Here is an 18,918-nt window from a genome sequence, read left to right as displayed (position 1 = left end):
AAAAAAAGGCGCCCGAAGGCGCCTTTTCAATCAGGGTAGCGCGCTGGAGAATCAGCGGCTGACCTGAATGCGGGCCTCGACGCGACGGTTTTCGGCACGGCCGGCGGCGGTGTCGTTGCTGGCAATCGGCTCGGATTCCCCGTAGCCGGTGGCACTGACGCGGTCTTCAGCCACACCCAGCGACTGGGTCAGGCGATCGGCCACGGCTTCGGCACGACGCTGTGACAGGAAGCGGTTGTACTCCGCATCACCGGTGCTGTCTGAATGACCGGCAATTTCCACCGTGGTTTCCGGGTATTCGGCCATGAAGTCGGCCACCCGGCGGATTTCCTCATCGTAGGCGTTGCCGATCACGGAGCTGTTGTTGGGGAACTGAACGCGCAGCTCAATGGTCTCGACCGTTTCGGTCACGCCTTCACAACCGGTCTCGTCCACCTCGGCACCCGCTGCGGTGCCCGGACACAGATCCATGGTGTTGACCACGCCGTCGTTGTCACTGTCCAGTTCGCAGCCGCTGCTGTTCACCCTGGCGCCGGCCGGCGTGTTGGGGCAGTTATCGCGGCTGTCGACCACGCCGTCGTTGTCGGCATCGCGTTCACAGCCGGTGCTGTCGACGCTGGCACCTGCCGCAGTGCCCGGGCACTGGTCGCGGCTGTCAGGCACGCCGTCACCATCGGCGTCGGCCGGCTCGGGATCAGACTGCGTGCGATTAAAGGCAAAGCTCAGGCCCAGCGACACCATGGTGTCAAAGGTGCTCTCGTCGATGCCATGGAATTCGCGCAGGTCACCGCGGATGGAGACGGTGTCGGTCACGTTGTAACGCACGCCGGCGCCCACGTTAACGCGGGTTTCATCGTGGTCGGAACCCGCGGTCTGTACCGCCAGCACGTCATCGCCGAAATCGGCATGGCCGGCACCCAGAGACAGGTATGGGTTCCAGGCTTCGTCCTGACCGGCAAAATAGTAGGTGCCGTCAAGGCGGAATTCTTCAAAGTCCGAGGAGCCCGGCCGGTATTTCCGATCCGCGTCGGCGCGAGAGAACACCGCCTCAACCGACCAGTTGGGCAGGAAACGGTACTCAGCGCCCACGCCAAACGTTCCGGTTTCACTCAGATCGCGCTTGTCGTCAAACAGCTGATAGCCGGCGAACGGGTTGAGGTAGATGCTCTGTACACGATCGGCAAGGGCTGGGGTGGCAAGGGACGCAGCCAGGGCGGCTACGGTAAGTGGGCGCATGATGTTCATGCTGAACCTCCTGTTCGGTTGTAGTTGTTTACCACTTTTTCGGTGTTGTCGTTACTGCAGACTTACGGGCAATTTACGGGATGGATTCAAAAAAAACAAAGAAAAACCGGCAAATACCGGATAGGTGATTGTACGCCTGGGGCCATCATGGCAAAGCGTAGTGATCAGGGCACCGGGGTGAAGTAGAGGTGGGCGCTTTTCTTGCTGAAGTTCAGGGCTTCCCCGGAATCGAAACGCACTTCGAACGCGCTTTCGTCCTCGCTGGTGACGGTGCCGGCACCGAAAATGGCGTGGCTGAGCCGCGGGTTGGCCCACAGCGGTCCGCTTCCAGTGCTGTTGGCGGCCTCCTGCCCTTCCAGTACCACGTCTTCACGCCCGGCGTAGCGATGTGCCACCGGCGTCAGTGGCTGTTCAGAGCAAAAAATCGGCGAGTCGGTTGCAGAGCGCTGGTCGAGCCATTCCCCCAGTGCGGCAGACAGGTCGTAACAGAGTTCGTCGACAAACCGGCTGCGGCCGAGATCGCCCTCGAGGTGTCGCGCAGAGCCGGCAGGGCGGGTGATCAGGTGCAGTTGCTGTCGGGTGCGGGTCATCGCCACATAAAGCAGCCGTCGCTCACTTTCCAGAAAGGCCCGTGGGTTGTCCTGTGGCCGGGGGGTGTAGGGCAGGTATTTTTCCTGAAGGCCCGGCAGAATCACCACCGGCCACTCCAGGCCCTTGGTGCGGTGGATGGTCGACAGCAGCACGCCGTGGCCGGCCCGCTCACCGGCCTGCTGTTTCAGGGTCTTCAGGTGCGCCAGGGCAGCCGCGGCGTCCACCTTCAGGCCGCTGAGGTAAGCGCGGAAGCCATCGACGGTGTCGATGCGTTCATCGGCCGCCTCGTGGGTCAGCGCCAGGCTGCGAATACCCTCGTACAGATCGGTGTGTTCGGCGTACACGCTGATGGCATTGCTGACCGGCCCGCTGTAGCCGCGCAGACGCGCCAGCACCTCACCCAGTTTGCGCAGCTTGCGGGCCGCCATGGGAGCCAGGGCGTCGAAATCCATCGCCAGCAGGCGCTGGTGCCAGTCATGGTCGAACCCGGCCAGAAAGCCTGCCAGCTGCTCCAGTTCCGGTTCTTTTAACCCGACATGGGGGAACCGCAATAACTGGCGGGCCGTGTCCAGCCGATCCTCCACTGGCAGGTTGCCCAGCTTGCCGGCAATCACCGTCAGCAGGGCGGTGACCGCCTGAACCTCGCGGCTGAACAGGGCCCCTTTGCCGGCGTCGATGCGGTAGGGAATCTGCCGCGACAGCAGCTTCAGCTCGATCGGCACGCTCTGGCTCCAGACCCGGAACAGAATGGCGGTGTTGGCCAGCGCCTCGGCGGGCTGCTGATGCAGCAGTTGCACCACGGTTTCGTCGTCGTGCTCGGATTCGTGCAGGGTAATGCCGGTGTCCGGTGTGGAGGGGTGGGCGTGGCAAAGCACATCCTTGCGCCCGGTGTTGTGACAGATCAGATGGTTCGCCAGCAGGGCCACCCGGTGGCCGTAGCGGAAGCTGTAGCTCAGGGTCTGTTCCAGCGGGCTCTCGAACTCGTCACTGAAGCGCTTGAGGATGAATTCCGGCCGCGCGCCGCGGAACTCATAAATGGTCTGGTCGGGGTCACCCACCACGGTGACCCGCGCCCGTTCGCCGGCCACATAGCGGAGCAGCAGGTGCTGGATCTCGTTGGTGTCCTGATATTCGTCCACCAGAATCAGGTCCATCTTGTTGGCCACCAGGCGCTGCAATGGCGGGTTCTGGTGAATCGCCATCACCGGCTCGTAGAGCATGTCCGCGTAGCTGATCCGCCCCTGGCTTTTGCGCCATTGCTCGAAACTGTGGAACAGGTCGATCAGGTATCGGTGCTTGTCGGAATAACCGAGTTCTTCAAACACCACCTCGGCCGGTGACAAGGTAGTTTTCACCCGATCAATAAAGCCGGTTGCCGTTTCCACAAAGTCCTTCTTGTTGCGGCGAATCTCATCGGCCAGATCTTCCGGCGCCAGCCGTCGGGTCAGCAGCCAGGCCTGAAAGCTGATCTCCTGCTCGGTCAGGATCTTGTCGGAGAACCCCGGCAGATAGCCTTCGCGCACGAACCGCTTGTACAGCCGCAGACCCATGGCGTGATAAGTGCGGATCTCCGGTGTCGCCAGCCCCAGGTTGCGGGTGACGTCCCGCAGCTTGCGCTCGAAATCCACCCGCGCACTGCGGTTGAACATCAGCACCAGCATGCGATCCGGGTCGTGGCCCTGTTGCAGCAGATAACGGATACGCCAGGCCAGGGTGGAGGTTTTGCCACTGCCGGCCACGGCGGTAATCACCGAGTGCTCGTAGCCGGCGGTGATGATGGCGCGTTGCTCCTCGGTGAGAAAATCCGGCAGCTGCGCAGCATTGGTGTGCTCGGGATGATCAGGCATATAAGGCATGAGCGTTATTGTACCGGCCGCAGCATGTGGTCAAACAGTGCCCGGTAGGCGTCGGCCAGCGCTGACGCCCGCCAGGGAGTTGGCGGGCATCGGGGCGGCTGGCTCTGTAGCAGGCCTTGGAGGCAGGCTGCGGCGGCTTCGCCCTCCGCTTCCGCGTTCTGAGGGTCGCTGTCATAGCGGCAACGATCCGGTACATACTCACGGTAGGCCAGGCGATCCGGGGCCAGCGGCAGGCAGCCGGACGCCATGGCTTCGAGCATCGACAGCCCCTGGAAATCGTGGAGTGCCGTCGAGAGCACGACGTCGGCCTCGGCCAACAGCCGGTCATAATCCGCACGGCGCGGCAGAAACCCCCAGTGCTCCAGATGGCCTGCGAACTGCTCGCGGATTTGCTCAAACGCTGGCGGATGGCTGCGGAAGCGCTCACCGACAACGCTCAGGCGAAACGGAACCGAGCGCCGGTCCAGCGCCTGCAGGAGTTTCAGCAGCCGCTCCGGCCCTTTGTCGTATTCCCAGCGGTGATTCCACAGCAGATGGGGGCAGGCCCAGTTTGTCGCCGCCGCCGGCTCGGTAAACAGCCGGTCTTCAATCGGTACCGGGATCACCTCGGACTTTTCCCGCAGCGCCTCGATCAGGCCCCCGGGCACACCGTCGGGCATCTTGTCGAGGAAGTCCCGGGCACCGTCGAGAAAGCTGTCACGGTTCCAGGCGCTGTTGTAAACGACGCGGTCGGCGGAGATGGCGCTGTACAGATTCACCATTTGCGGATCGACACTGGCGGCCTGCGTTCCGGATACCGGGAAGGCGAACTGGTTTTCGTGCATATAAAGCAGGCAGGGCGTTTTCGTCAATTGCGGATGAAAACTGCGCAGCGAGGCGAGGTCGACCATGGAGGTGGCAACCACCAGATCCCAGGATTCGCGAAAGGCCGGCTCATTCAGCCAGCTCAGCGGGTTACCGCGGATACGCCAGCGAAAAAATCGCGGGGGCAGCGTCAGCGTATGCCAGGCATACTCTGGCAACAGGGCGGTGAGCTGCTCCCGCCAGCGTTGATGGCTGGTCGCGTCGTAGCCCGACAGCAGCAAGACACGGGGCGCATCGCCTGAACGCTGCGATCTGGAATTTGCCATAATGGAGGTGCGGGTTCCGGGTACATGGGGCTACAGGGAGCGTTGTATCTTCTGTAGCATGCGGTTGCCTGGTTGGCACTATAAAGCAAAAAGGACACATCCATGCAGTTTGAGGAATCCATCAACGTACTCGGCGAAACGCTGGAGGCCTGTGGCACCGATCCGGTGACCGGCTTTTACCGCGACGGCTGCTGCAACACCGGCCCCGACGATGTCGGCTCCCACACGGTGTGTGCCGTGGTCACCGAGGACTTCCTTGCCTTCTCGAAAGCCCGCGGCAACGAACTCAGCACGCCCAGGCCGGAGTTCGGATTTCCCGGTCTCAAGGCCGGCGACAGCTGGTGCCTGTGCGCCGCCCGCTGGCAGGAAGCGTTCGAGGCTGGCTGTGCGCCGCGGGTGCGGTTGCGGGCAACCCATCAAGCGGCACTGGACAAGTGCGCTCTGGCGGACCTTAAAGTCCATGGCACCGACCTCAGCTGATGGCGACCCCCGCCCCCCGGGCAGCGGATATCAGCGCCTGGCGCCAGCTTCAGTTGCAGTTGGCGGCGCGAGGCGAACGCCGCCTTGTGTTGCTGGAAGGTGAGCAGGCCGGCGCGATTGACTGGCTGCGGCACCGGCTGCCGGCGCTGACCCTACGGAGCGGGGTGTGGACGGGCGCCCCCGCGGCTGTCCCTGATCCACGGTTGGCGGTGCTGCCACCCCGCAAGGCCCGCCAGTGGCTTGGGCGGGAACTGGACGTGGTGGTCTGGGACGGCTGGCAGGGCAACCCGCCGGACAGTCTCGCGGCGCTGGCTGGCACGCTCAAAGCAGGCGGCCTGTGGTTCTGGCTGATGCCGCCGTTGTCGCAATGGCCCACCTTCGACGATCCCGATTACCCCAGAACCGGCCTCGACGGCAGTAATTCGCATGCCTTTGCCACCCGGCTCGCGACGATTCTCGCGGCATCGCCCTCGGTCATCCGGGTCAACCCGGCCCGGGATGAGACAACCGAGTTGCCGGCGCTGAACGAGGCGGGGCAGCCATTTGAAGTGGCCCAGACTGTCGATCAGCAACGGGCCATTGAGGCGATTGTGCGCACCGGACTGGGTCGCCGGCGACGTCCGCTGGTGATCACCGCCGACCGGGGGCGGGGCAAGTCGGCGGCCCTGGGTATGGCGGCGGTGCGTTTGCTGCAACAGGGGCGACGTCATGTGGTGGTCACCGCCCCCAGCGCGGAATCCGTGGAAACCCTGTTTCACCATGCCCGCGTGGCTGCCGGCGAGGCCGTGTGCGAAGGGGATCTCCCGGGCGAGCTGCACTTGGCTGACGGCGGCCGGCTGAGCTATCTGCCGCCGGAGCAACTGCTGGCGCAGGCGCCGGAGGCGGAACTGGTGCTGGTGGACGAAGCGGCGGCGCTGCCGGTGGAGCGCCTGGCGCGAATCCTCGGCGGTTGGCCCCGGGTGGTGTTTGCTTCCACGGTACACGGCTATGAAGGTTCGGGCCGTGGGTTTGCCATTCGCTTCCGCCAGGTACTCGACACCCGCACGCCCCAGTGGCGGCAGATAACGCTCAAGGCTCCGATCCGCTGGTCGGCGGCCGATCCGCTGGAGCCCTTGATCGCCGACCTGTTTTTGCTGAATGCCGACGCCCCGCAGGCGGAACCGGAGGGCGGCGAGGTCACCGTCGAGCGCTGGAGCCCGGCGAGCGCCAGTGAACAGGAACTATCCGAGGCGTTCGGCCTGCTGGTCAACGCCCACTATCGCACCACCCCGGCGGATCTGCGCCAGTGGCTGGATGATCCCCGCGCGGTGAGCTGGCGGCTGACCGTTGACGGCAAGCTGGCGGGCATACTCTGGGCCGCCCGCGAAGGCGGCCTGGAACCGGCACTGGCGGAACAGGTGATGCGGGGCCAGCGCCGTATCCGCGGGCATCTGCTGGCCCAGTCCCTGGCCAATCACAGCGGGTTCGCAGAAGCGGCCAGCTGCACCTGGTTACGGGTGGTGCGGGTTGCTGTCAGTGAGCAGTGTCGCGCCCGCGGGTTCGGAAAGCGTCTGGTGGAGGCGGCCTGCACCCACGCCGTCAACGCGGGATACGACGGTGTCGGGACCAGTTTCGGTGGCAATGAGCCCCTGCTGCGGTTCTGGCAGCGGGCCGGTCTGACGCTGGCGCGCCCGGGCCTGAGCCGGGAAACCAGCACCGGCGAGTACCCGGTGCAGATGCTGCGGGCCGTCTCCGACCGTGGCGAGACCGTGGCGTTCAGGGTGCGCCAGCGCCTGGCGGAGCACTGGCTGACCCTGGTGCCGCTGTACTGGCAGCAGATGGAGCCGGCTCTGCTGCGCCTGCTGACCGCGGAGCTGACACAGGCGCAGGCCCCGGGAGAAGACGATCGCCGCGATCTGGACAGCTTTGCCGCGGGCTATCGGGGCTTCGAGCTGACGGTGCCGGTGTTGCGCAAAGTGACTCTCAGCCCCGCCGCGGCCCGTGTGCTCGCGCAGGCGGCAGACAGTGAACTGTGGCTGCGTTGTGTGCTGCAGGCCTGGCCCTGGGCGCAGGTGCAGGGTGCCGGTCTGTGTGATGGACAGAAAGACGGTGAGCGGCGATTGCGTCAGATGGCCGGCAACATTCTGCGTGACTCCCGTAACTTGTGACCCGCTCGATTTAATTCCTGCCCGGACCTGAGCAGAATACCGTCAAAAAACACCACCAGAGACCTCATCATGGCCAAGGGAACCGGCATCACCTCTCCCGTATTGTTCGTATTGCTGACACTGACCCTGTTTGTCGGCGGCTGTGCTTCCGATCCGCAGCAGCCCATCAACCTGTCGGCCCGCGAGGCCAGTGTTGCTGACACCCCGATGGTGGCGGCGGTGCGGGCCGGCGATCTGGAGCGGGTGCAGGCTCTGGCGGCTGACGGCGCTTCATTGAACACCGTGACCGAGGCGGGCACCCCGCTGACCGTGGCGGTGACGGAAAACCAGGATCGCATCGCCTGGTATCTGCTGTCGGAGGGTGCCAATCCGGAACGCGCCGGCAGCAACGGCGAAACCGCGTTGATGGTGGCCGCCGAGAACGGCAGCCGGCGGCTGGTCCAGTTACTTCTGTCAGCCGGAGCGCGGGTGAACGCGACGGATGCCGCAGGTTCGACCCCGGTGATCCGCGCGGCGGGGAACGGCCATCTGTCCGTGGTCAAGGTGTTGCTGGCCGCCGGCGCCAACGTCAATGTCAGTCAGGATGGCCGCTCGCTGTTGATGCACATTGTCGACAGTGGCGACATGCTGACTGCAGAAATGCTGCTGGCCGCCGGTGCCGACGTTAACTACCGTTCCGAGCGCGGCGTGACCGCGCTCGACGTGGCCCGGGAGAACGGCAACCGGGATCTGGAAATGCTGCTGATCCAGGCGGGCGCTGAACTCTAGCCACGTAAACCGCCGCGCTGGTTCAGTCCAGCTGCATTGGATCGGTGGCGTCGTCCCACTCCGGCTGGAAATGAGCCTCAATCACGGCGTCCGGCACGTCTTCCAGTATGGAGAACGACCATTGCGGGTTCTGATCTCGGTCGATCAGCCGCGCCCGAATGCCTTCCTGCAAATCCGGCCGGCGTGTGCATTCTGACGCCATCGCCAGCTCCATGCGGAACACGTCCTTGAGCGACATCTGCTGGGCCCGCTTCAACTGCGTCCACACCAGCCACATGGACACCGGGCACCCGGTTTTGAGGGTGTCGACCGCCGCCTGCCACCATTCGCTGCTGATGTCGGCCGAGATCAGCCGATCGACAATGGCCGGCAGGTCATCGCCGGCCCCCAGTCTGGCGATGGCCTGCTCGTGGGCAGCCAGCATGCTGGCGTCCAGAGCCCGGTAATCCACGGCACTGAGCTGATTGAGCAGGCGGAACAGACGATTGTCGTTGGCCGCCGCGCCGCCGGTCCAGCGCTCACTCTGCAGACGGTCGAGCAGGGTGGCGCGGTCTTCCGGGCGAATGGCCATATCCGCCAAACCTACGCGGATGGCATCCGAGGCATTCAGGCGGCAGCCGGTCAATCCCATGAACAGCCCCAGCCGCCCCGGCAGCCGATTCAGGAACCAGCTGGAGCCGACATCCGGAAACAGCCCGATCGCCACTTCCGGCATTGCCATGGTGACGTCCGGGGTGATCAGCCGGTAGCGGCAGCCGGTCAGCAGCCCCAGACCGCCGCCCATCACCACTCCGTGGCCGATGCCCACCACCGGTTTGGGGAAGCGGTGCAGGGCATAATCCAGCCGGTACTCGCGGGCGAAAAAGTCCGCTGCCGGCACCGACTCATCGGCGTTGGCCATCGCGTCGTACAACTGACGGATGTCGCCGCCGGCGCAGAATGCGCGGTCGCCGGCTCCCTGAAGCACCACCAGGGCAATGCGGTCGTCGTCGGCCCAGGCATCCAGCGTCTGTTGCGCGGTATCGATCATGTCGCCGGACAGGGCGTTGAGGGTGGCGGGCGAGTCCAGGGTGAGCAGGCCGATCCGGCCTTCCAGGCACTCGAGTTCTTGGACCTTGATGGGCATAGTCGGGTCTCCGCATTGCCTTGACATAACGCATTGGTGGTTCAAAGGCACTGTGCTATAAGTTCACGCAGTTTGATGTCTGGCACGGGGTTGTCGGACGCCGTAAATCAAAACGATGAGAGGGTAAAACCAATGAGCTTGAAACACTATACCATTGCCGCTCTGTTTGCACTTGGCGCCACGGCGCCCGCCGTTGTTGCGGCGGCTGATGCAGAAGCGGGCAAAGCCAAGGCGGCTGTATGCGCAGCGTGCCACGGCAAGAACGGTATTGCCGCGATTCCGGGTTACCCCAACCTGGCGGGACAGAACGAGCAGTATCTGGTTTCGGCTCTGAAAGCCTACAAGAACAAGCAGCGTTCCGGTGGCCAGGCTGCGATCATGCAGGGCCAGGCGATGGCGCTGAGCGATGAGGACATTGCCAACCTGGCGGCGTACTACGCCAGCCTGCCCGCAGGCGGCCAGTAAACGGCCGACGCCACCGTAGCCGGAACAGCGGGGCTCAGGCCCCGCTGACGATCCGGTAGCTGGGTTTATAGGCGCTCGAGCCCGGCAGTTTCATGCGATCCTGGGCGACAAACTGCTCCAGCATGGCTTCCAGCGGTTTGATCAGGCTGGGGTCGCCGGCAATTTCGAAGGGCCCTTTTTCCTGCACCTGGCGAATGCCGCTCTCCTTCACATTGCCCGCCACAATGCCGCTGAACGCCTTGCGTAGATTCGCCGCAATCAGATGCACAGGCTGGTCACGGTGCAGCTCCAGAGCGCGCATGTTGTCGTGATTCGGTTCGAAGGGCAGTTGGAACACCGGATCGATCTTCAGCATCCAGTTAAAGTAGTAAGCATCCTGCATGGCGCGGCGGAAGGTTTCGACGTCCTTCATTCCCTGTTTCATGGTCTGCGCCACCCGTTCCGGGTCATCGATGATGATTTCGTACTTGCTGGCGGCCTCGTCTCCCAGCGCATTGCGGATGAAGCTGTCGATCATCTCGAAGTATTCGGCATTCTCCTGCTGCCCGGTGAACACCACCGGGAACGGCAGGTCAGCGTTGTCCGGGTGCAGCAGGATGCCCAGCAGGTACAGGATTTCCTCCGCGGTACCCACGCCCCCGGGGAAGACAATGACACCGTGGCCGGTGCGAACGAATGCCTCCAGGCGCTTTTCGATGTCCGGCATGATCACCAGTTCATTGACGATCGGGTTCGGTGCCTCCGCGCCGATAATGCCCGGTTCGGTCAGGCCGATGTAGCGGCCATTTTTCACCCGTTGCTTGGCGTGACCGATGGTGGCGCCTTTCATCGGGCCTTTCATGGCGCCGGGGCCGCAACCGGTGCAGATGCTCAGTCCGCGCAGGCCCAGCTGGTGGCCGACTTCCTTGCTGTACTGATATTCCCGCTGATTGATGGAGTGACCGCCCCAGCACACCACCAGATCCGGCTGCCGCCCGGCCTGCAGCACCCGGGCGTTACGCAGGATGTGAAAGATCAGGTTGGTGATGTCCTCCGGATCATCGCGGCGGAAACCCGCTGCTGACTGGGGGATCGAGTAGGAATAAATAATGTCCCTCAGTACCGAAAACAGGTGTTCGCGGATGGCGCGCAGCATTTCGCCGTCGACAAAGGCGTGGGCGGGTGCGTTCACCAGCTCCAGTTTCAGGCCCCGTGGCTGTGGTACCAGGCGCACGTCGAAATCCGCATGGGCTTCCATCAGCGTCTTGCAGTCATCGGTTTCAACGCCGGTGTTCAGCACCGCCAGAGCGCACTGACGAAATAATCGATAAAGACCGCCCTCGCTCCGGTCTTTCAGTCGGTTGACTTCGTCGTTGGATAGAATTTCCAGGCTGCCCTCGGGAGACACCAGGGCATTGATGGTCGGTTCGGTCATGAACAGTAGAACTCCTGAACGTTACGCAGGGACGAAGTCTGGGGCGGGTTGCCCGCCGGTCAACATCCTGTTTCGGCAATGCCTGATTTTGAGGCCCCCGCTAAAAACGTTAGACTAAGCGCATTCTACTCAATACGCCACCCGACAAAATTCCGATTTATGAAACTCCTTATACGTCCCGCCCCGGAAGTAGCCATCAAAAGCAAACCTGTACGTCGTCAGCAGATGCGCCACCTGCGCCAGAACGTGCGCAAGATACTGGCGCGCCTGGACGCGGACATTCGCGTTGAGGGCAGCTGGGACCGTGTCGACGTCGAGGTGCCGGAAGGCCGCGGGCTGTCGGGTGTGGTGATTAACGAACTGCTGCGGGTGCCGGGCATTTCCACCATTCAGGAAATCGGGGTGTTCCCGTTTGTCAGCATGAACGATGTGGCGGACAGGGCGGTTGCTGCCTTTGCTGAGCGCATCCGCGGTAAAACCTTCGCGGTGCGGGTCCGCCGTCATGGGGACCAGGGTTTCCGTTCCATTGATCTGGAGCGCGAGGTGGGCGCGGCGCTGATGCAGGCCTCGAGCCCGGCCGGGGTCAACCTGAAATCGCCGCAGGTGGAAGTACGCATCGAGGTGAACGACGACAGTTACCATATCGCCCATCGCAAACACCGCGGCCTGGGCGGCTACCCGCTGGGCAGCGTGGAAACCGTTATGACCCTGGTTTCCGGCGGCTACGATTCCTCGGTGGCCGCTTACCTGATGATGCGGCGGGGTCTGCGCAGCCACTTCCTGTTTTTCAATCTCGGTGGCACCGCCCATGAGGTGGGGGTGCGTCAGGTGGTGCACTACATCTGGGAGCGTTACGGCTCGTCCCACGGGGCGAAGTTCATTTCCGTGCCATTCGACGGCGTGGTCAGCGAGATCATGCGTACTGTCAGCCACCGTCACTGGGGCGTGGTGCTCAAGCGCCAGATGCTGAAGGCCGCCTCCGCCATTGCTCAGCAGAACAATGCGATCGGCCTGGTGACGGGCGATGCGGTGGCGCAGGTGTCGAGCCAGACCCTGACCAACCTCAATGTGGTGGATCGCGCCAGTGACGAAGTGGTGTTGCGCCCGCTGGTGAGTATGGACAAGGAATCGATCATCCGCATTGCCCGGGAGATCGGCACCGAGCCCTACGCCCGCACCATGCCGGAGTATTGCGGGGTGATTTCCCAGAAGCCCGCAACCCGGGCCAGGCTGCATCGGGTGGAAGAGGACGAGGCGCAGATGGATGCGGAAGTGCTGCAGCAGGCGATTGACCGCCGCGAGGACACGCCGGTGCCGAAGCTGCTGGAAACCACCACCACGCCGGAAGACGTGGAGCTGGTGCACACACCGGAGGTGGACGACATCATCATTGACGTTCGCCACCCCGCCGAGGGTGAACAGTCACCGCTGAGAATGACCAACAACCGGGTCATGCAGATTCCGTTCTACGAGCTGAACCAGCACATCGGGACGCTGCCGGCGGAAAAACAGTACCTGCTGTACTGTGATCGCGGCACCATGAGCCGCATGCACGCCGGCCACCTGAAAGCCGAGGGCCACACCAACATCAAGGTGTACGCCCCGGCGTCCTGAGTGGAGTGCGGCGTCAGCCCTGCAGGCCCTTGAAAAACTGCTGGACGTTGGCGCTCAGGGTCTCCAGGTCATAGCCGCCTTCCTGCACCACCAGGGTGGGCAGGCCGGTCTGGCGAAGGTGATTGCCGAGCCGTGCAAACCCCTCCGAGGACACCGAGACCTTGGCCTGCGGGTCGTCCTTGTAGATGTCAAAGCCCAGCGTCAAAACCAGTGCGTCCGGCTGGAACAGCCGGATCGCGGCGACCGCTTCATCCAGTTTGCGGAAGAAATCCTCTTCCGATGAACCATGAGCCATCGGCATATTGATGTTGTACCCGTAACCCTCACCCTCGCCGCGCTCGTCCTCAAAGCCGCTGACCACCGGGTAGAAGTTGGTGGGATCGCCGTGGATCGAGATGTACAGCACGTCACTGCGATCGTAGAAAATCTCTTGAATGCCCTGTCCGTGGTGCATGTCGGTATCGAGGATCACGATCCGTGGAAACCGGCTTTTCATGTGCTCGGCGGCAATGGCGGCGTTATTCAGGTAGCAGAAGCCACCGGCGGCGTCCTTGCGGGCGTGGTGGCCCGGGGGGCGACAGACCGCGTAGGAGGTGCGTTCACCGGCAATCAGCGCATCGGCGGCGCCGAGGGCGGTCTGGGCGGACCAGTAGGCGGCACTCCAGGTATTGGCGCCGATGGGGCAGCTGCCATCGGCCAGGTAGCGCGCCGCCTCGGCCAGAATGCCTTTCATGGCGTTGGGCGAGCGCACGAAGATGTTGGACATCACCTCCTCGCCCCAATCCTCGGGGATCTCCATCCAGCGCCGGTGGGCGGACTCGAGAAACCGCAGATACCCCAGATCGTGCACCTTCGAAATCGGCGCCGCGCCCTGGTCCGCAGGCTGCAGCACCGGAATGCCCATGGCTTTGAGGCCGTCGAGCATCTGCCCGGTGCGATCAGGCACTTCCTGGGGCTGACGCATCTGCCCACGGGTGAAGTACGTCTTCGGAATGTGCTGGTCCTGAGCTGGGTGGAAAAATGCTTTCATCTACCGGCCTCCTGAAAAAGTCATTCTTCGAGTATAAGCAGTCAGACCGGCTGGTCAAAACACCCTGGTCTGACTTTACAGCCCGTACTTCTGCATCCACTATGGAAGGCATATCTGTGAGATGCAAACGCCCTTTTTCATCGCTGATCAACAACCTCTCACCATTGAAAGGAGCCGAGATGATCGAGTCACCCCTGCTTGAAAAGCTGACTGGCTATATCGGAGGTCGCTGGACCGATTCTTCCCAGGGCAACACCTTTGACGTCTACAACCCGGCGACGGGTGAGGTTATTGCCAAGGTTCCCTCCATGCCCGAGGCGGACGTAGTGGCCGCCGTGGCGGCGGGTAAATCGGCGCTGCGCCTGACCAGCCCCTACACGCTGGAAACCCGCCGGAAATGGCTGGAGGGCATCCGCGACGCGTTGAAAAACAACAAGGAAGAGGTGGGCCGTATCCTGTGCATGGAGCACGGCAAGCCGCTGAAAGAAGCCCAGGGTGAAGTGGACTACGCCGCCGGCTTCTTCGATTACTGCTCGAAGCACATCCAGGCACTGGACGCTCACACCCTGACCGAAAAGCCCAAAGACTGTACCTGGACGGTGCACTACCGTCCGATTGGCGTGGCGGGGCTGATCACGCCCTGGAACTTTCCCATCGGCATGATCGCCAAGAAGTTGTCCGCTGCCCTTGCGGCTGGCTGTCCGTCGGTGATCAAACCGGCCAGCGAAACCCCACTGACGATGATTGCCCTGTTCAGCCTGATCGACAAGCACGTGGATATGCCCGATGGCATGGTCAATCTGGTGATGGGCAAGGCCAGCGTGATTGGCAAGGTGCTGTGTGAGAGCCCGGATGTGCCAATGCTGAGCTTTACCGGTTCCACCGAAGTGGGTCGCAAACTGGTGGTGGACACCGCCGAACAGGTGAAGAAACTGGCCCTGGAACTGGGTGGCAACGCGCCATTCATCGTATTTGACGACGCCGACCTGGATTCGGCCGCGGACAACCTGATCGCCAACAAATTCCGTGGCGGCGGCCAGACCTGCGTCTGCGCCAACCGGATTTTCGTGCATGAGAAAGTGGCCGAGGCGTTCGGCGAGAAACTGGCGGAGCGGGTCAACCGCATGACCGTTGGTGACGGCCTGAAAGAGGATGTGGATCTCGGGCCGCTGATTAACAAGGCCGGCTTCGACAAGGTGAAACGGCATCTGGAGGATGCACTGGCGAACGGTGCGTCACTGGTTGCCGGCAAGAAACCGGAGGACCTTGGCGATGGCCACCTGTTCTTCCCGCCAACCGTCATCACCGACGTTAACCGGGAGATGTGCTGCTACCGCGAGGAAACCTTTGGTCCGCTGGTGCCCATGGCCCTGTTCCGTACCGAAGAGGAGGTTATCGACGCCGGCAACGACACCGAGTTTGGTCTGGCGTCCTACGTCTTCACCAACGACGCCGAGCGCGCCCAGCGCGTTGCTGCCGGGCTGCGATTTGGCCATGTGGGCTGGAACACCGGCACAGGCCCGACGCCCGAGGCGCCGTTTGGTGGCATGAAAGCGTCTGGCATTGGCCGCGAGGGTGGGCTGGAAGGCCTGTTCGAGTTTGTTGAGGCGCAGACGGTGCCCAGAGGTTTCTGACGGGGCATTGCTACAGCAATCGTGACGAAAAAAGGCGAGCCGTGGCTCGCCTTTTTTCATGCACGCACCGGTTCTCAGGGTTTCAGAAGAACCTTCACGGTGGAGTCAACGTCGGCCTCGTCGATGTAGCCAATGCCTCCGGGGGTGGAAGACACCTGGGCTTTCATGGCGGCCGGACTACCGGCTTCCTCAGGTGGCTGGCCGCGGCCGGTGAACACCTGCTGTGACCAGAACGCCTTCAACTGGGCATCGTTGCGGCCGGTGACCTTGCTGTGAAACTCGGCACGGGCGCCGTTGCCCTCGGGCAGTTCATAGGGGCTGGCACTCTGGCCGTCGGGCAGCGCTTTGCTGCGGTTCAGGTACAGATCCCGCACCTCGTTGGCGCTGATGCTGTCCGGACCCGCGGGGTGTCCAATCACCACCACATCGGCCGCGGCCAGAGGGCTCGCCAGCAAGCTGGCCACGAAAATCAGGCTTAGCTTTGTCATGGGGCCTCCTTAGAATGCCGAGTCGATCTTGAGGGTGTAGACGTTGGTGCTGTCGGTGTCGCTGGTCAGCATGTACGCGGTATTGAGGTTGCCAAAGCCCTTGTCGAGGCCGCGCACATGGGTGACGTCGGCTTTGATGGCAACGCCCGGGGTAATATCCCAGCGGGTGCCTACGCTGTATTCGTTGCGCTGGTAGTTGAGGATAGACTCAGGTACCGCGCCGGGAATAAACGCGCCGGTACGCTCATCGTCATCCTTGCTCTCGGTCCAGCCGGTGGCGACATACGGAGTCCAGCTGCCAAAACGGTGGCCGACGGACAGGTAAGCCGAATCTGTATCGGCGAATTTGCCGTCCAGCTCGACGCGAGTCACCTCGGCAATGATCTGCCAGCTGCCGTCGTCGTAGCTGGCGCCAAGACCAAAGAAGTTACCGCGCTCGCCATCCGCCAGCTGAGTGGTCCCCGCCGGCAGCTGAATGCCGCTCTGCGCTGCCAGCGCGCCCAGACGTGTGGCATCAATCGTTGCCTCGGCAGTCGCGGCGACACCCCGGAACGTCCAGATATAGTCGGTCCATGTCAGGTTCAGGCCGGCAATGTTGCGCAGCTGTACGTCGCCGGAGTTGCCATCTTCGTCGGTGAAGCCGGTGAAGAAATTGGCGTTCAGCGACGAATTGTCGAAGTTCCAGTTGTAGCTGGCATCGGCACCCACATAGCTGGTGACCGCAATGGGGCCGTAGACGCTCTGGGGCGGACGCACCCAGGGCTGGGCGTAACCCACTTCCAGTGAATCCGAGTACATGAAGAACGGGATGCGCATCTTGCCGGCACGAACTTGCAGGTTGTTGGTGGGGCGGTGGCTCAGGTATGCCCATTCAACCTGGGGCTCCCAGTCGTCGACACCGCGGCCGACCAGTTGCATGACCACCTGGCTTTTCGGGGTGACATCGAAGGTGCCCTGCAGTGCGAACAGGCTCAGGTCGTTCACTTCGGACTCTTCGGTGAATCCGGCGTAACCGGCGTCGTTACTGGCACGGGCGTAGCCGGTGCTGAAAAAGCCGTTAAAGCGCACACCGGTATCTTTCGCCGAGTTGAGCTGCTGCTGCATGGAGTTCAGCTGCTGCTGCATGCGCTCCAGAGTGTCTTCGGTGCTCTCTTGAGCCATGGTCGGCGCAGTCGCGATGGCCAGTGCCAGCGGCGCGACTGAGAAAAATCTCTTCATCAGTAAAATCCTTACTCTTTGGTTGGGCTTTAAACGCGGAACTGGCCGGCGACGCTCTGCAATCCATTACTGACGTCCTGGATTTTGCGGCTTACGTTGTCCAGTTCATCGGTACTTTCCATCACCGCTTCAGCGTTGCGGTGCATGTCTCCCATGTGGCCGGTGACCTCCCCGAAGGTGGTGCTCTGCTCGTAGGTGGCGGCGGCGATTTGCTCATTCAGCTCGCTGATCTGCTGAACGCTGTCGAGGATCTGGCTCAGTACTTCACCGGACTCGGTGGTGGCCTCCACGCCCTGGCGGGCCATGCCGACGCTGCCCTGCATGGAGGCAACGGCATCGCCCGACAGCTTGGAAAGCTCGGAGATAACCCCTTGGATCTCTTCGGTCGCCTTGTGGGTACGCACCGCCAGGCCACGAACCTCGTCTGCCACCACGGCAAAGCCGCGACCGTGTTCGCCGGCCCGGGCGGCTTCAATCGCAGCGTTCAGGGCCAGCAGGTTTGTCTGTTCGGCCACGGTCTGGATGGTGTTCAGAAGGCCACCCACTTTCACCGAGAAGTCATCAAACTGATTGACCAGGCCCGCGGTTTTCTCGATCTCGGCCATCAGCTTGTTAATCGTGGTGATGTTGCCGTTGACCTTGTGCTGGCCCGCGGTGGCGGATTTCGCCGCGTCCTGGGTCTGATCAGACGCGGATGAGGCAAATCCCGCCACCTCTTCAACACTCTTGACCAGCTCTTCCACGGAATTTCGGGTGGAGGAAATCGCCTGCGCCTGTTGGCTGATTCGTTGCAGGTTGGTCTGGCTGGTGCCGGCAAGATGGGAGGCAACGCCGTTGAGTTCACCGATGTCGTGCTGGATGGTGGCGAACGACTTGTGCAGTTTTTCAACGAACAGGTTGAACTGGTTAACCAGCTCGCGGAGTTCGTCCTTGCCGTCGTAGGTAATACGTGAGGTCAGGTCGCCCTCCCCAGAGGCCATGTTTCTCAGGGAACGGATAATCTGCTCCAGACTGCGGGAGATGGATTTCCCGATCACCAGGCTCAACACCACCAGTACCAGCAGAGCCACGACAAGAATAATCAATGACAGGGTGCCGGCTTCGCTGGACGCAGCAATGGTGTCATCGATGGCATCGGTCAGCTGGGCCTCCATGGTGTTGCGCATCTGATCCAGGTCAGCGCGCAGCTTTTCCAGCCGGTCGGCGTTGGCGGCAGCGTCCTGGCCTATGCGACCGAAATCGGCAGTACCTTCAATGATCGCCTTGGCCATGCGGGTGGCATTGGCGTAGTAGGTGTTCAGGGCCGTCCGCAGCGCCGCCGCCTTTTCCTTCAGACCGGGATTGAGGGCTGCAATTTTTTCGAGGTTGCTGGCAATCTCATCCCGTTGCTCGCGGGTGGCTGCCAGCTGCTGATCGTCACCGGTGGTGACCGCACTGCTGACTTGATTTTCGATCAGCTGCAGGAGGCCTCGGTTGATCGTGGAAAGCTCCAGGGACGGATAAAGCTGGTCTCGAACTTCCCTGAGGCGCTCGGAGTTACCACGTTCCGTAGTGATGGAGAAGCTCTGGCTGATCACGAAGGCGGCAATTGCTACGGTAACCAGCAGCGCCAGTTTGTGAGAGATCTTCAGAGATGAAAGCATGCGTAAGGTCCCTGCCTGCCAGACGGAGGCTGAAATTTGGCGGCATTCTAGGTCGTTAGCGGGAAACCT

15 protein-coding genes are annotated in these 18,918 nt (G+C 62.6%); 6 read left to right on the top strand and 9 right to left on the bottom strand.

The window, feature by feature from the left end:
* Positions 1 to 51: 51 nt before the first annotated feature.
* The 3 genes from DYI22_RS08175 to DYI22_RS08165 all read right to left on the bottom strand — a co-directional run bounded on the left by DYI22_RS08175 (position 52) and on the right by DYI22_RS08165 (position 4,822).
* Complete coding sequence (locus DYI22_RS08175; protein ID WP_213477558.1) at positions 52 to 1,245, bottom strand: OmpA family protein; 1,194 nt, start codon at positions 1,243 to 1,245, stop codon at positions 52 to 54.
* Between the two features lie 164 nt (positions 1,246 to 1,409).
* Positions 1,410 to 3,692, bottom strand: coding sequence for an ATP-dependent helicase (locus DYI22_RS08170; RefSeq protein ID WP_213477557.1), 2,283 nt, complete (start codon positions 3,690 to 3,692; stop codon positions 1,410 to 1,412).
* A gap of 5 nt (positions 3,693 to 3,697) precedes the next feature.
* The gene (locus DYI22_RS08165) at positions 3,698 to 4,822 is read right to left on the bottom strand and encodes a tRNA-queuosine alpha-mannosyltransferase domain-containing protein (RefSeq protein ID WP_213477556.1); all 1,125 of its coding nucleotides are present in this window, start codon (positions 4,820 to 4,822) and stop codon (positions 3,698 to 3,700) included.
* A gap of 102 nt (positions 4,823 to 4,924) precedes the next feature.
* Here DYI22_RS08165 and DYI22_RS08160 point away from each other — a divergent pair, with 102 nt between their 5' ends.
* The 3 genes from DYI22_RS08160 (at position 4,925) to DYI22_RS08150 (ending at position 8,217) form a co-directional block, all read left to right on the top strand.
* A complete protein-coding gene (locus DYI22_RS08160; RefSeq protein ID WP_213477555.1) occupies positions 4,925 to 5,302 on the top strand; it encodes a DUF2237 family protein in 378 nt (125 codons plus the stop codon).
* Entirely contained in the window at positions 5,302 to 7,449 is a 2,148-nt protein-coding gene (locus DYI22_RS08155; protein WP_213477554.1) for a tRNA(Met) cytidine acetyltransferase TmcA, read from the top strand. Before DYI22_RS08160 ends, DYI22_RS08155 begins: the two co-directional genes overlap by 1 nt.
* A gap of 69 nt (positions 7,450 to 7,518) precedes the next feature.
* Positions 7,519 to 8,217, top strand: coding sequence for an ankyrin repeat domain-containing protein (locus DYI22_RS08150; RefSeq protein WP_213477553.1), 699 nt, complete (start codon positions 7,519 to 7,521; stop codon positions 8,215 to 8,217).
* 22 nt (positions 8,218 to 8,239) lie between these two features.
* Here the strand turns inward: DYI22_RS08150 and DYI22_RS08145 are convergent, their stop codons facing one another.
* Positions 8,240 to 9,343: an enoyl-CoA hydratase/isomerase family protein gene (locus DYI22_RS08145; protein ID WP_213477552.1), complete on the bottom strand. Its 1,104-nt coding sequence runs from the start codon at positions 9,341 to 9,343 to the stop codon at positions 8,240 to 8,242.
* Between the two features lie 132 nt (positions 9,344 to 9,475).
* Between DYI22_RS08145 and DYI22_RS08140 the strand changes: the two genes are divergently transcribed.
* On the top strand, positions 9,476 to 9,808 hold the full coding sequence (locus DYI22_RS08140) for a c-type cytochrome (protein WP_213477551.1): 333 nt from the start codon (positions 9,476 to 9,478) through the stop codon (positions 9,806 to 9,808).
* A 34-nt stretch (positions 9,809 to 9,842) separates the two neighbouring features.
* Here the strand turns inward: DYI22_RS08140 and ppnN are convergent, their stop codons facing one another.
* A complete protein-coding gene (gene ppnN, locus DYI22_RS08135; protein ID WP_213477550.1) occupies positions 9,843 to 11,222 on the bottom strand; it encodes a nucleotide 5'-monophosphate nucleosidase PpnN in 1,380 nt (459 codons plus the stop codon).
* A gap of 159 nt (positions 11,223 to 11,381) precedes the next feature.
* On the opposite strand from ppnN, the gene thiI reads away from it, so the two are divergent.
* Positions 11,382 to 12,836 carry a tRNA uracil 4-sulfurtransferase ThiI gene (gene thiI, locus DYI22_RS08130; RefSeq protein WP_213477549.1) on the top strand — a complete coding sequence of 485 codons (1,455 nt, stop codon included), beginning with the start codon at positions 11,382 to 11,384 and terminating at the stop codon, positions 12,834 to 12,836.
* 13 nt (positions 12,837 to 12,849) lie between these two features.
* Here thiI and DYI22_RS08125 read toward each other — a convergent pair whose 3' ends face one another.
* Positions 12,850 to 13,866, bottom strand: coding sequence for a histone deacetylase family protein (locus tag DYI22_RS08125; RefSeq protein ID WP_213477548.1), 1,017 nt, complete (start codon positions 13,864 to 13,866; stop codon positions 12,850 to 12,852).
* A gap of 179 nt (positions 13,867 to 14,045) precedes the next feature.
* Here DYI22_RS08125 and DYI22_RS08120 point away from each other — a divergent pair, with 179 nt between their 5' ends.
* Positions 14,046 to 15,500, top strand: coding sequence for an NAD-dependent succinate-semialdehyde dehydrogenase (locus DYI22_RS08120; protein ID WP_213477547.1), 1,455 nt, complete (start codon positions 14,046 to 14,048; stop codon positions 15,498 to 15,500).
* A gap of 74 nt (positions 15,501 to 15,574) precedes the next feature.
* On the opposite strand, the gene DYI22_RS08115 is transcribed toward DYI22_RS08120, so the two are convergent.
* From DYI22_RS08115 to DYI22_RS08105, 3 genes are read right to left on the bottom strand one after another with little or no spacing between them, the layout of a single operon-like run.
* Positions 15,575 to 15,988, bottom strand: coding sequence for a phosphate ABC transporter substrate-binding protein (locus tag DYI22_RS08115; protein WP_213477546.1), 414 nt, complete (start codon positions 15,986 to 15,988; stop codon positions 15,575 to 15,577).
* A gap of 9 nt (positions 15,989 to 15,997) precedes the next feature.
* Positions 15,998 to 17,206: a hypothetical protein gene (locus DYI22_RS08110; RefSeq protein ID WP_213477545.1), complete on the bottom strand. Its 1,209-nt coding sequence runs from the start codon at positions 17,204 to 17,206 to the stop codon at positions 15,998 to 16,000.
* A gap of 29 nt (positions 17,207 to 17,235) precedes the next feature.
* On the bottom strand, positions 17,236 to 18,849 hold the full coding sequence (locus tag DYI22_RS08105) for a methyl-accepting chemotaxis protein (protein WP_213477544.1): 1,614 nt from the start codon (positions 18,847 to 18,849) through the stop codon (positions 17,236 to 17,238).
* Between the last annotated feature and the right edge of the window lie 69 nt (positions 18,850 to 18,918).

Origin of the sequence: Marinobacter lipolyticus (assembly GCF_018424605.1) — a bacterium.
In the GTDB taxonomy this organism is placed as follows: domain Bacteria; phylum Pseudomonadota; class Gammaproteobacteria; order Pseudomonadales; family Oleiphilaceae; genus Marinobacter; species Marinobacter lipolyticus_B.
The sequence above is the reverse complement of the archived record's forward strand: the minus strand, read 5'-3'. Positions and strand labels throughout refer to the sequence as shown.

Coding starts and splice junctions, on each gene's coding strand:
- ppnN (WP_213477550.1), bottom strand. CDS start 11,222: ATGACCGAACCGACCATCAATGCCCTGGTGTCTCCCGAGGGCAGCCTG.
- DYI22_RS08125 (WP_213477548.1), bottom strand. CDS start 13,866: ATGAAAGCATTTTTCCACCCAGCTCAGGACCAGCACATTCCGAAGACG.
- thiI (WP_213477549.1), top strand. CDS start 11,382: ATGAAACTCCTTATACGTCCCGCCCCGGAAGTAGCCATCAAAAGCAAA.
- DYI22_RS08120 (WP_213477547.1), top strand. CDS start 14,046: ATGATCGAGTCACCCCTGCTTGAAAAGCTGACTGGCTATATCGGAGGT.
- DYI22_RS08140 (WP_213477551.1), top strand. CDS start 9,476: ATGAGCTTGAAACACTATACCATTGCCGCTCTGTTTGCACTTGGCGCC.
- DYI22_RS08165 (WP_213477556.1), bottom strand. CDS start 4,822: ATGGCAAATTCCAGATCGCAGCGTTCAGGCGATGCGCCCCGTGTCTTG.
- DYI22_RS08110 (WP_213477545.1), bottom strand. CDS start 17,206: ATGAAGAGATTTTTCTCAGTCGCGCCGCTGGCACTGGCCATCGCGACT.
- DYI22_RS08155 (WP_213477554.1), top strand. CDS start 5,302: ATGGCGACCCCCGCCCCCCGGGCAGCGGATATCAGCGCCTGGCGCCAG.
- DYI22_RS08170 (WP_213477557.1), bottom strand. CDS start 3,692: ATGCCTTATATGCCTGATCATCCCGAGCACACCAATGCTGCGCAGCTG.
- DYI22_RS08115 (WP_213477546.1), bottom strand. CDS start 15,988: ATGACAAAGCTAAGCCTGATTTTCGTGGCCAGCTTGCTGGCGAGCCCT.
- DYI22_RS08175 (WP_213477558.1), bottom strand. CDS start 1,245: ATGAACATCATGCGCCCACTTACCGTAGCCGCCCTGGCTGCGTCCCTT.
- DYI22_RS08160 (WP_213477555.1), top strand. CDS start 4,925: ATGCAGTTTGAGGAATCCATCAACGTACTCGGCGAAACGCTGGAGGCC.
- DYI22_RS08105 (WP_213477544.1), bottom strand. CDS start 18,849: ATGCTTTCATCTCTGAAGATCTCTCACAAACTGGCGCTGCTGGTTACC.
- DYI22_RS08145 (WP_213477552.1), bottom strand. CDS start 9,343: ATGCCCATCAAGGTCCAAGAACTCGAGTGCCTGGAAGGCCGGATCGGC.
- DYI22_RS08150 (WP_213477553.1), top strand. CDS start 7,519: ATGGCCAAGGGAACCGGCATCACCTCTCCCGTATTGTTCGTATTGCTG.